This is a genomic window from Pontibacterium sp. (assembly GCF_041587635.1).
GTDB lineage: Bacteria > Pseudomonadota > Gammaproteobacteria > Pseudomonadales > Balneatricaceae > Pontibacterium.
In genome coordinates, this window is the sequence record NZ_JBFGYC010000002.1 from 25039 (window position 1) to 37431 (window position 12393).

Below are 12393 nucleotides of genomic sequence, written 5' to 3' on the forward strand. Positions count from 1 at the left end.
CCCATCATGAATCTTCCGGTGACCTCCCTCGACAGTTGGCAACAGCTGCTCAGCCATACCATTGATGACCCTGCCGAGCTGATCCGGCTACTGGATCTGCCCGAGACTCTTGTGGCTCCGGCCCGTGAAGCAGCAAAAGGCTTTCCTTTACGTGTGCCGATGCCCTATCTGCGTAGAATCGAGAAAGGCAATCCAGATGATCCATTGCTGAAACAGGTACTACCGCTTGTCACTGAAACGCGAAAGGTCACCGGATTTGTCGCGGATCCTTTATCGGAAGCTCAGTACAATCCCCATCAGGGAATCGTGCATAAATATAAAGGCCGTGTGCTGCTGATTATGACCGGTGCGTGTGCGATCAACTGTCGTTACTGTTTCCGTCGTCATTTCCCGTACGATGAGAACCGTTTGGGACCCGAGCAGTGGCAGACCATGCTCAACTACCTTCGGACTGACAGCAGCATTGAAGAGGTTATCCTCTCCGGGGGCGACCCTTTAGCTGTTTCCGATAACCGCTTACAGCGGTTGGTGAATGATCTAAGTACAATTCGCCATCTCAAGCGGTTACGCATCCATAGCCGACTACCCGTTGTCATTCCTGAACGCGTCACGCCTGAGTTGCTCAAGATCCTGAATGAGAGTCGCCTGCAGACAACCCTCGTGTTACACGTTAACCACGGAAACGAGATCGACGAAACTGTTGGCCACGCATTAAATGCGTTGCGTGATGCACGTATCACGCTGCTCAATCAGGCGGTACTGCTGCGCGGCATTAACGACTCAGTCCCCGCACTAAAACACCTGAACGAATCATTGTTTGGCTGGGGTGTTCTGCCCTATTACCTCTTTGTACTTGATCCGGTAGACGGTGCAGCACACTTTGATATTCCTGATGCAGAGGCCCAAAAGCTGGTCACCCAGCTACAGGCTCAGTTGCCCGGTTATCTGGTACCGAAGCTCGCACGGGAGATCCCTGATCGTCCGTCTAAAACCGTACTACCAACTGTCACCAGTTAATGGAAGAATAAGACTTCAGGTTCAGTAACGGATATCCCTTGAAGATGACACGGATTATTGCAGCAACGCTTGTCTGGTTCAGCCATATCGCTTTTGTCAGCGCGAACAGCCAGCTTCCCTATATCTCCCATATTTCAGCGGTCGCGCCCGATGTACTCAGCATCGAAATTCAGGCGGGCAAGCGCATTCCCGCGCTTCAGCGGTATTACGACAAAGGGATTATCGATTGGGTGGATGACAGCCGTGATCGCCATCGCTGGGTACGCCAGGGCAAAGAGGTCATCGGCAGCGTTGTAGGACCGAAACAGGACGTTCTTTATCCGTTTGATGAGTTTCAGGGCGCACCGTTAAACACCCGATGGGCAGACTCGGCCTCTAGCTATCTGATCCGCTCCGGCAACGATTCAGCCTATGGTGCGGGTAAAAAACCCACCGCGGTTTATCGTAAAAGCCGGCCCAGCGATATGGCACGCACAGGGTTCTGGGCATTTGACTGGCCAGTGACCCATTACCTGTATCTGAAACTACCCGCACCGCTCAAAGAGGGTGCGCAATACGAAGTCGAATTTAATAACAGCGCGATTAGTCGCCAAACGTACCTACACAACACGCGCAATGTACGTAGCGAAGCCGTGCATGTATCTCAGATTGGTTTCCGTCCGGACGACAACCGTAAAGTCGCCTTTCTATCGTTGTGGCGGGGTAACGGAGATGGCCAGCCCTATGCCGACCGTCTGCCATTTGCGGTGATCAATAATCAGACCCAGCAGATTGTCTACCGCGGGAAAACCGAACTCTCCAAATCCCGTTTTGACGCTGAAGATGCGTATAAACAGAACTACACCAGCGCCGATGTTTACATGATGCAATTTAGTGCGCTAAAAACAGCAGGCGAATATCGGGTTTGTGTGAAAAGCGTGGGCTGTTCATACAGTTTTCCAATCAACAAGAACGCCTGGGGTGATGCGTTTACGACATCCGTACGCGGTTTATTCCACCAGCGCAGCGGTATCGAGCTAGGCCCGCCGTATACCCAGTATCGCCGACCACGCAATATGCATCCCGCTGATGGCGTCGTGGTTTACCACTCTCGCACACCTCTGATGGATACGATGAACGGTATCAATGCACGGGGCACCGCACGGGATAATTTTTCCGATCTGATCAATGGAAAAACAGCCCTGGTGGTAGAGGATGCCTGGGGCGGTTACGCGGATGCCGGGGACTGGGACCGTCGTATCCAGCATCTGGACAGTACCCGCTTAATGCTGGAACTGATCGAGATGAATCCGCAGTACTTTGCCGGACTTAATCTCAACCTCCCGGAATCAAGCAACAATTTGCCGGACCTGTTGGATGAGGCGCTCTGGGGCCTGGAATTTTTCCGCCGTTTGCAAACCCCGGAAGGCGGTATTCGCGGGGGTATCGAATCGATGGATCACCCAAGGCACGGTGAGGGCAGCTGGCAGGAATCGCAGACACTGCTGGCGTATGCACCTGGCTTTTGGTCAAGCCATATCTATGCCGGTGTCGCGGCACGTGCAGCGCGCGTTCTGAAACCGTTTGCGCCTGAATTGGCCGCAACCTATAAAGCCTCAGCACTTAAGGCGATGAACTGGGCCGAAGACGCTTATTCGCGTAGAGCCTACCGTCATCTCCCTCATCAGGCGAAAGACGCACGCAATCTTGCAGCAGCAGAATTGTATCGTCTTACCGGCAATGAAACCTGGCACCGTTTGTTCGTACAAACTTCAGTTTTCAACAAAGCGTCACCGCTAAAGAAATGGAAGCATCACGACCAGACTGATGCGGCGTTCGTGTACCTAAACACCCGTAAGACCGATTCTTTAATCAAGCGCAACGCTGAAATGGCTCTCTTGCGGGAAGCTGATCAGAGCATTCGTACCGGCGATCAAACCGCATTCAAATGGACTAAACGTAACCCCTGGGCGTGGCTAGGATGGGGTAACCTGACCGCACCCGAGGCCTCATCGCTGATCCGGGCGCACTACCTCACCGGCAAGCAGAAATATCTTGATGCGGTGTTACTGGCGACACAATACGGGGCAGGTGCTAATCCGCTGAATATGGCCTTCACCACGGGCATCGGACAGAACTCGCCCAAGCACCCATTGGTCCAGGATCAGCGCGTATCAGCGCAGCAGCCTCCAGAAGGGATTACCGTCAACGGACCACTGGAGACAAAACGTCAGCTTGAACATTGGCTCGCAAAGCAATTTGATAAAGTGATCTACCCCAATCACGCATCATGGCCTACCGCAGAAGCCTATTTCGATATATATGATTTTGCGCCCTTGAACGAGTTCACCGTACAGTCCACGATTGGCCCCAACGCCTATGTTTGGGGATATCTGGCAGCACGTAAATAATCGAAGTCCGGCGCCCGGCGAGTTAATGTCGGGCAGTCACATTTATTGAGTAGTTAATATGACAGCCACCCACAGCCACAATCGGACTTTGCTTTTCGCCTTAGGTGTACATTGCCTGTTATGGTTTTTGTTGCCCAGCTTGTTGCAGCCCAATGCCAACCTGGACGTCGTCGAGGGGCTGACTTGGGGACAAGAATGGCAACTGGGTTACGATAAACACCCCCTGCTGGCACCGTGGCTTACCTACGCAATCACGCTGCTGTCACCCGCCAGCAACTGGCCGATATTTCTACTCAGCCAGATCGCTGTGATCACCGCATTCTGGGCGCAATATGCCGTAGGCCGAACCTTTCTCGGTAAACAACCGGCACTCGTTGCAGTACTCCTGCTAACACTGGTTCCGTATTACAACTATCTCACACCGGAATTTAATCCGAATATTCTACAGCTGGCGATCTGGGCACTGACCGTATTGTTCGGATTTCGCGCCATCAATCACAACCGACTTTGGGATTGGGCGCTGCTCGGGGTCTGCAGCGGCCTGGCCATGCTGACCAAGTATTACTCTATCGTGCTGCTTCTAAGCATTGCCTGCTATTTCCTGACACCCGCCGGGCGCATTTTCTGGCGTCAAAAAGGTATTTATATAGCGTTAATCGCCGCTGTATTGGTATGGCTACCCAACCTGATCTGGCTGATTGACCATGATTTCAGTACGATTCGTTACGGCGCGGCACGTGGCAGCGGCAACGAAAAAACACTGGCAGACCATCTGATCAATCCGTTGCGATTTGGACTGTCTCAGCTGGCTGCATTGATTATATTGCTCCCGACCTTCTTCCTGTTGATCCGCACGGGCAGCAAGCAATCCCCACCCGCAGAGACCCATCTCGCCGCCAACCGCACCTTCCTGACGCTAATCACATTTGGTCCGCTGATCATCACATTACTGATCTCTCTGGCCACGGGCATGCGCCTGCGCTCCATGTGGGGTACTCCCTTGTTCACCTTCCTGCCACTTTGGCTAATGATCTTTTCAGGCACTCTGCTGACCGAAGTCAGGATGAAAAAACTGATCCGTGTCTGGGTCGTTACCAGCCTGTTTTTCGCCAGTGTCTTTATCACCGAGATGTTGATTTCCCCGCAGTTTGGCAAGCTTAAAAAGCGCGCCCACTTTCCGGGCGAGGCCATAGCGACACAGCTGACCGCCGAGTGGCAGCAGCGCTACCCTCAGCCGCTGAAATATGCTGTAGCCTCAATCTGGCTGGGCGGGAATCTGGCGTATTATTCGGAACAACACCCCTCCATTCTTTATGATGCCGACGTCAGCCGCAGTCCGTGGATTGACGAAGACGCCTTAGCACGTGAGGGTGGGTTGATTGTATGGAATGAGAGTATGGATGGTGAGATGGCGCAGTATGAAACGCTACTCAAACGTTATCCAAACGCTGAAGTGCAGCACCCCCTTCAGTACCGCTGGCATATGAATAACACGAAGGAACCTGTACAGATCGGCTGGGCGATCATTCCACCTGCCCGCTCAATGATCACGGATAGCGAATAAGGTCAGAAGATCCAGAGGCGGCTGATCACGTACGTTGCAGGTGGTACAGAAAACACCACGCATATAAAACCGATCAGGTAGTGATACCCGAGTTGGACAACCACCAGCTCCATGATCATCACATTCGCGATAAATCCGATAATAGCGGTCAGCAGAAACTTGCTGGCCGCCTCCTTATGACCGGCATCGGATGCAAACGTCCAATGGTGGTGCCCCAGATAGCTCACCAAAAATGCCACGACAAACGCGCTGATATTGGCCAGCTGCACCGGCAACGCTAACCACTCAATCAACATCGATAGAATAGCGGCATGAACCAGGGTTGCGGCGATACCGACCAAACCGAATCGGGCGATCTCAAAACGAAATAGCATTAGCGTCTCGATCCCTGCTCATCTTCCGGATCAACGATATAGTGGGGGCGTTTTTTGACTTCCAGATAGATACGCCCCACGTACTCACCGATGACACCCAGCGACAACAACTGCACGCCACCCAGAAAGAGCACGATCACCATAATCGAGGCATAACCCGGAACATCAATACCTAAAATAAGCGTCTTGAAGATGATCACTAAGCCATACAGGAATGCGATCCCCGCCACGCCCATCCCGATATAACTCCATATTTTCAGCGGTACAGTGGAAAAGGCTGTTATACCGTCCAACGCTAAACGCCAGAGATTGCGAAAATTCAGGCTCTCCTTACCGTCATGACGGGGGGGCCGTTCATACTCTACGGCGGTGCAGCGAAAGCCGACCCATGAGAACAAGCCTTTCATGAAGCGGGCGCTTTCACCCAGCTTCTTAACTTCATCCAGGACCTTTTTATCCATCAGGCGAAAATCACCGGTATTATCCGGAATTGGACGATCTGCAATGGAGTTAAACAGCCGGTAATACCACACAGCCGTCATGCGTTTTGCCAGAGTATCGGTATTCCGTACCGTACGCCGGGCATACACAACGTCATACCCTTCCCGCCATTTTTCGATCATCTGCGGGATCAGTTCAGGAGGATCCTGTAAATCACTGTCCATCGGGATAATCACATCACCTGTTGCGTGGTCTAGTCCGGCGGTCAACGCGTTTTCTTTACCAAAGTTTCGCGACAAATTGACAACACGTATAATAGGTTCCTTTTCCCGCCACCGGCGCAGCTGTGCAAGGGTCGTATCAGAACTGCCGTCATTGACACATACAACTTCAATGGAATCACTCTCAGCTCTTATGATCGGCAATACTCGATTAAAGAACTCATCAACGTTTTCTTCTTCATTGTGAAACGGCGCAACAATGGATATTTTCATCGGTGATTCCTGACAGCCCTTGTCTTTACACTCATCCCAGATCGCGATTTCTGGAGGAGTGCTTTAGAGGCACTCATTTAACCGCAATTCCCATAGGGGATAAAGAAAAAGGCTTTTAATTCCGTGCAGATCATCGCCTCTTGTGCGCCCTACCGGTTCTGCTCATATTCAGCTACAGTAAAACAGCGTAATACCCAACAGAATCAACACTAAAACCCAATAGAAAGGCCGCCGTCAGCCCATTGAATTACCTTGCCCATCTCTATTTTGCACAGGCTAATATTCCTTCCCGCGTTGGCAACCTGCTAGGCGACTTCGCCCGCGGACTCGATACCGAAGTCTTAACCGATGAGATCCACAGAGGCTTACGGAATCACCGTGCAATAGATCATTACACTGACAGTCATTCTGATGTACGCCTGCTGAAGGCACTTTTTTCCCCTCAGCGCCGGCGCTTTTCCGGGATCGTACTGGATGTGGTGTTTGATCACTTTCTGATCCGGCACTGGCACAAATTTAGTGATCAATCTCTCGATCACTTTCTGGAGTCCGCCTACAGTGACCTGGAACAGGGTTACCCACTCATGCCCGCCCATATGCAACGTGTTGTAAAACGTATGATCGAGAGTGACTGGATTCGCAGCTATCGCAACCTTGAACAGGTTGGGTTTGCCCTTGACCGCATTGCCGAACGCATCCGTTTTCAGAACCGCTTTGGTGGGGCTATTGTAGAAGTTGAACGACACTATAGTGCACTGGACGGTGGATTTCTGACATTTTTCCCCGACCTGATTGAATTCACATCCGAGAACAACCCGGAAACACAACGCGATCTATAAGATATTGCACAATTAAGCACTTTTCCTACACGTTGAAAGACGTTCACTGGATATAAACGCAATCCCCCTGTAGACTGCGGCCACTTTTTCAGTATTCGAGGGGCTCATCAGGATGCATTTACCCGTTAAGGCAACGATTGCCACCCTGGCCGTACTGTTGCTGATCACACTGTCTCTTACCCGGTTGGCACCTGTGACCGATGACGCCAAGCAGCAATCCTCAACTGATCAGAAGATCGGCTCGCAGCCTGCGCTGACAATTACCTACAAACCGATCCACAGCCCGGATGATATCGAAGCACTGACACCTCCCCTGATCAAACCTGTGGCTTACACGCGTGTCAGCACACTGGCAGCGCTGGAAGTCAGCACTAAAAAGCAGAAATTCTTCGATATGATTCTGCCCGCCGTTTTGATCAGCAAACAACGCTTGCTGGCCAAACGTATCAAGCTGGCCGAAATCAACGCCATGCCAACACCGGATGAAAAGGCACAGGCTTGGCTACAGAAACAGTTCAAGCTATATAAGGCCAAAGATACAACCCAGCTGAAAAGCAAACTGGCAGACCATCCAACCAGTATTATTCTGGCGCAGGCAGCACTGGAAACCGGCTGGGGAACGTCCCGTTTCTTCCTCGAAGGGAACAACATATTTGGGGTCTGGTCGTTTAACGCTAAAGAGCCCCGTATGCGAGCCAGCCAAACCCGCGAAGGGAAACCGATCTACGTTAAACGTTACAGCTCGCTGATCGAAGCCGTCGATGACTACTTTGTGACGATTGCCCGCGGCGGACCTTACCGGGAATTTCGCAAAGCCCGCGCACAAACACGGGATGCCCTGGAACTGATCAAGTATCTGAATTATTACAGTGAGATCGGCGACGAATACGTACAGCGCCTGCGCTCAATTATCACGCGTAACAAGATGCTACGTTTCGACAGCTATCAGCTACAAACCGCAGATGCTATATGATCAGCTTTAACAGCTGATTATCCGCGCAGGCTAAAAAGGCCTGCGCCAACGAATACTTCCGTTGCGCTACGACTTCGGAGGTACCGGCATCGGAAATGTCGTCACAGTACCTTTTGCATCTGACACTTTAGCCACCCCTTCGCTGGTCACTTCATCAATTCGCACCACCGACTGCATGGGAATGTATGACGATTTCACATCCGCAAACTGCTGTTTGAGCTTCTCCTCTCCGGGATCCACCAGCAATTCAGAACGACTGCCAAACACAAATTCCTCTATCTGCAAAAAACCCCACAACTCACTCTGATAGACATGTTTTGCGTACAGCTCGTACACCTGATCCTGATTAATAAAAATCACCCGGTAGATACGGTCATCACTTGCCATTGATCTTCTCTTTTGCGTTAACCAAATTAATCACTCATCAGACCTTATAGATGGGGTTATAAAGAGCCATTTACAAGCTTAACCCACACGTTCATTCTGGTTGTTTTTTAATCAAACAGGCGCTAGGCAGTTCCGAGCCCATCCAGTATAATGCGCGGTCCTCAATACGCCGGCTGCCCTTCAATGGCATGTCGATGAATAATCTCGAACGAAACACAGGTGAGTAATGGCGAAGAAGCTGTTTATCAAAACCCATGGTTGCCAGATGAATGAGTACGATTCTGCCCGAATGGCAGATCTGCTTGGTGAGAGCCATGCCCTTGAACTGACAGATAATCAGGACGAAGCCGATGTCCTGCTTCTGAACACCTGTTCGATTCGAGAAAAGGCGCAGGAAAAAGTATTCCATCAGCTCGGTCGCTGGCGCAAGATGAAAGCGGCCAACCCCGAGCTAAAAATAGGCGTCGGCGGTTGTGTGGCCAGTCAGGAAGGGGATGCCATCCTCAAACGTGCGCCCTATGTCGATATGATTTTTGGGCCGCAGACCCTGCACCGTCTGCCTGAAATGATCGACGTCACCGATGCTGGCGGCGTTGGCATTGTTGACGTGTCTTTCCCGGAGATCGAAAAGTTCGATCACCTGCCCGCGCCCAAAGTTGACGGCGCTGAAGCCTTTGTTTCCGTTATGGAAGGCTGCTCCAAATATTGTACGTTTTGCGTGGTACCTTACACCCGGGGTGAAGAGGTCAGCCGTCCACTGGACGATGTGATTACCGAGTGTGTAGAACTGGCAGAACAAGGGGTCCGTGAGATTAACCTGCTTGGCCAGAACGTCAATGCTTACCGTGGTGATACCCATGACGGCGATATCGCTGATCTGGCTGAACTGATCCGTTGCGTCGCCGCGATTGATGGCATAGATCGCATCCGTTTTACCACCTCTCACCCGGTCGAGTTTACGGATAGCCTGATTGAAGCCTACGGCGATGTCCCTGAGCTGGTGAACTTCCTGCATCTGCCGGTACAAAGCGGCTCCGATGGCATCCTGATGGCGATGAAACGAGGCCATACCGCGCTGGAGTACAAATCCAAGATCCGTAAGCTGCGCAAGGTTCGCCCGGATATCTGCATCTCATCTGATTTCATCATCGGTTTCCCGAACGAAAGCGATGCAGATTTCGAAGCCACGATGAACCTGATCTCTGACATCGGTTTCGACAACTCTTACAGCTTTATCTACAGTCGCCGCCCGGGAACACCCGCTTCTGACCTGCCGGATAATATCGACGAAGAAACCAAAAAACAGCGTTTGAAGATCCTGCAGGATCGAATCACTCAGCAGGCGATGGCCATCAGCCGTCGTATGGTCGGCAACACCGAACGCATTCTGGTCAACGGTTATTCCAAGAAAGATCCGGGCATGTTGTCCGGTCGTACAGAGAACAACCGGGTGGTCAACTTCCGTTGCGATAATCCGGATCTGATCGGGCATTTCGCCGATGTACTGATCGATCAGGCCTATGCCAACTCCCTGCTAGGGGAACTGGTTGGCTCAGAACTTGATCAAATACAGTAACCGTCACTGTATTCAGGAGATAATTTGAACACAGCACCTTCAATCAAGCTGGCACTGGAACCTGATAATCCAGAGTTTCTGGCCAATCTGTGCGGTCAGCTTGATGAACACCTCAAGATGATCGAGAAACGTCTCGATATCGAAATCCGCAATCGCGGCAACAATTTTCAGCTGGTAGGCGATATGGACGTGATCCGTATCGTCTCTGAAATGCTCGAAGATCTCTATGACGAAGCCAAACAAGGCACTTTGCTGACCCCGGATCAGGTACACCTGTATCTGCAACAATCCGGCGTCGAACAAAAACAGCAGGAATTGGCAGCTGAAGATAAAGAGGTCAGCATCCGGACCAAAAAGGCGCTGATCCGTCCTCGTGGTCCGAATCAGCAGCTCTATGTTCGCTCTATCCAGCTGCATGACATCAACTTCGGTATTGGCCCGGCAGGTACCGGTAAAACCTACCTCGCCGTTGCTTGTGCGGTTGAAGCACTGGAACGGGAAGAGGTAGAACGCATTCTGCTGGTTCGACCGGCGGTAGAAGCCGGCGAGAAGCTGGGCTTTTTACCCGGCGATCTGACCCAGAAAGTTGACCCTTATCTGCGCCCGCTTTACGACGCACTGTACGAAATGATCGGTTTTGAGAAGGTCAGCAAGCTGATCGAAAAAAACGTGATCGAAGTCGCACCGCTGGCGTATATGCGCGGCCGGACCCTGAACAACTCGTTTGTGATCCTCGACGAGAGCCAGAACACGACCCGTGAACAGATGAAAATGTTTCTGACACGTATCGGTTTTGGTTCTACCGCCGTCATCACCGGCGACATTACCCAGGTCGACCTGCCCAAAGGCACTCTGTCAGGTCTGGTACATGCCATGAAAGTACTGGACGGTGTCAAAGACATTGGCTTCACCCAGTTCTCTGCTAAAGATGTTGTTCGTCACCCGCTGGTACAGCACATTGTTCGGGCCTACGACCGTTTCGAAAAGGTCGAACAAGCGCAGGATCAGGCACGCCGTCAATCGCGAGACCACAGGGATAACAGCTAGTGAACTATTACGTTGAATTGCAGCAGGAAGTTGAAGCCAGCGACCTGCCCAACGAAACACAATTTAACGATTGGGTTTCTGCCGCACTGACCACTCGAAAAGACGAAGCAGAACTCTGTATTCGTCTGGTCGAAGCCGATGAAAGTCAGGCCCTGAATAATCAGTATCGCGGCAAGGACAAATCGACTAATGTTCTATCCTTTCCCTTTGAAGTGCCGGAAGATATCCCGTTAAACTTACTGGGTGATCTGGTGATCTGTGCAGAGGTCGTCCGAGAGGAAGCACTGCAGCAGAAAAAACCACTGCATGACCACTGGGCACACATGGTTGTACACGGCACCTTGCATCTACTGGGCTACGATCATATAAATGACGAAGACGCCGAGGTGATGGAGCAGCTTGAGCGCGAAATTCTCGCCAGCTTAGGTATCCCTGATCCTTACAAGGAACTCTGACAGAGACACATTATGAGCGAAGACCGAACGGGACAATCTCGTAGCTGGCTGGGCAAACTTGCTCAGGCATTCAGCGATGAACCCAAAACACGAGATGATTTGTTGACCGATCTGCGCGACGCCGCGGAAGAAAACCTGCTGGATCTGGAAGCATTGGGCATCATAGAAGGTGCCATGAACGTTTCTGACAAGCAGGTCCGCGATGTGATGATACCTCGCTCCCAAATGGTGGTAGTAGAAGCGGAACAAACCCCTAAAGAGTTTCTTCCGATTGTCATTTCCAGTGCCCACTCCCGCTTCCCGGTGATCGGCGATACGCCTGATGAAGTACTGGGCATCCTGCTGGCGAAGGACTTGTTGCCCCTCATTCTGGAAGGCAACCTCGACCAGTTTGATATCCATAGCAAGCTGCGTGAACTCACAGTTATTCCCGAATCCAAACGCCTGAACATCCTGCTACAGGAGTTTCGCACCACCCGTAATCACATGGCCGTGGTAGTCGACGAATACGGCGGCGTCTCCGGATTGATCACCATCGAAGATGTTCTTGAACAGATTGTCGGTGAGATCGAGGACGAACATGATATTGAAGAGGACGACGGCAATATCAAACCGTTTGCTGACAACGGTTATATCGTCAAAGCCCTCACACCGGTGGAAGACTTCAACGAGTTCTTTGACGTCGGCTTGTGTGAAGACGACTTCGATACCATGGGTGGACTGGTGACCCAGCGTTTTGGACACCTGCCGCAAAAAGATGAACAGGTCGATTTTGACGGCTTCAGCTTTAAGGTTTTATCGGCTGACAACCGTCGCATCCGCCTGTTACAAGTCAC

Annotated in this window: 12 protein-coding genes; 9 read left to right on the forward strand and 3 right to left on the reverse strand. The window is 51.6% G+C overall.

All coding sequences use genetic code 11. The features are described 5' to 3' along the window. Nucleotides 1-18 precede the first annotated feature (18 nt). Genes epmB through ABYW01_RS00440 form a run of 3 tightly spaced genes read left to right on the forward strand, consistent with a single transcriptional unit; the run spans nt 19 to nt 4971 of the window. Complete coding sequence (gene epmB / locus ABYW01_RS00430; RefSeq protein ID WP_372830576.1) at nt 19-1017, forward strand: EF-P beta-lysylation protein EpmB; 999 nt, start codon at nt 19-21, stop codon at nt 1015-1017. 44 nt (nt 1018-1061) lie between these two features. Next, nucleotides 1062-3407, forward strand: coding sequence for a glycoside hydrolase family 9 protein (locus ABYW01_RS00435; RefSeq protein ID WP_372830577.1), 2346 nt, complete (start codon nt 1062-1064; stop codon nt 3405-3407). Between the two features lie 58 nt (nt 3408-3465). Next, nucleotides 3466-4971 carry a glycosyltransferase family 39 protein gene (locus ABYW01_RS00440; RefSeq protein ID WP_372830578.1) on the forward strand — a complete coding sequence of 502 codons (1506 nt, stop codon included), beginning with the start codon at nt 3466-3468 and terminating at the stop codon, nt 4969-4971. Between the two features lie 2 nt (nt 4972-4973). Here the strand turns inward: ABYW01_RS00440 and ABYW01_RS00445 are convergent, their stop codons facing one another. Next, nucleotides 4974-5345, reverse strand: a complete 372-nt coding sequence (locus tag ABYW01_RS00445; RefSeq protein ID WP_372830579.1) for a GtrA family protein — start codon at nt 5343-5345, stop codon at nt 4974-4976. Next, the gene (locus tag ABYW01_RS00450) at nt 5345-6280 is read right to left on the reverse strand and encodes a glycosyltransferase family 2 protein (protein WP_372830580.1); all 936 of its coding nucleotides are present in this window, start codon (nt 6278-6280) and stop codon (nt 5345-5347) included. Before ABYW01_RS00450 ends, ABYW01_RS00445 begins: the two co-directional genes overlap by 1 nt. Nucleotides 6281-6522: 242 nt before the next feature. Here ABYW01_RS00450 and ABYW01_RS00455 point away from each other — a divergent pair, with 242 nt between their 5' ends. Further along, nucleotides 6523-7119, forward strand: a complete 597-nt coding sequence (locus ABYW01_RS00455; protein WP_372830581.1) for an ACP phosphodiesterase — start codon at nt 6523-6525, stop codon at nt 7117-7119. Nucleotides 7120-7231: 112 nt separating this feature from the next. Then, nucleotides 7232-8092 (forward strand): glucosaminidase domain-containing protein, encoded by an 861-nt coding sequence (locus ABYW01_RS00460; protein ID WP_372830582.1) that lies wholly within the window; start codon nt 7232-7234, stop codon nt 8090-8092. A gap of 66 nt (nt 8093-8158) precedes the next feature. Here the strand turns inward: ABYW01_RS00460 and ABYW01_RS00465 are convergent, their stop codons facing one another. After that, nucleotides 8159-8479 (reverse strand): DUF1820 family protein, encoded by a 321-nt coding sequence (locus tag ABYW01_RS00465; RefSeq protein WP_193951560.1) that lies wholly within the window; start codon nt 8477-8479, stop codon nt 8159-8161. A gap of 226 nt (nt 8480-8705) precedes the next feature. Between ABYW01_RS00465 and miaB the strand changes: the two genes are divergently transcribed. From miaB to ABYW01_RS00485, 4 genes are all read left to right on the forward strand, one after another. Continuing rightward, nucleotides 8706-10055 carry a tRNA (N6-isopentenyl adenosine(37)-C2)-methylthiotransferase MiaB gene (miaB, locus tag ABYW01_RS00470; protein ID WP_372830583.1) on the forward strand — a complete coding sequence of 450 codons (1350 nt, stop codon included), beginning with the start codon at nt 8706-8708 and terminating at the stop codon, nt 10053-10055. Between the two features lie 24 nt (nt 10056-10079). Continuing rightward, on the forward strand, nt 10080-11102 hold the full coding sequence (locus tag ABYW01_RS00475; protein ID WP_372830584.1) for a PhoH family protein: 1023 nt from the start codon (nt 10080-10082) through the stop codon (nt 11100-11102). Further along, the gene (gene ybeY, locus ABYW01_RS00480) at nt 11102-11557 is read left to right on the forward strand and encodes an rRNA maturation RNase YbeY (protein WP_372830585.1); all 456 of its coding nucleotides are present in this window, start codon (nt 11102-11104) and stop codon (nt 11555-11557) included. The genes ABYW01_RS00475 and ybeY overlap by 1 nt, the downstream gene beginning before the upstream one ends. Nucleotides 11558-11569: 12 nt before the next feature. After that, a partial coding sequence (locus ABYW01_RS00485; RefSeq protein WP_372830586.1) for an HlyC/CorC family transporter occupies nt 11570-12393 on the forward strand: 824 nt, incomplete at its 3' end.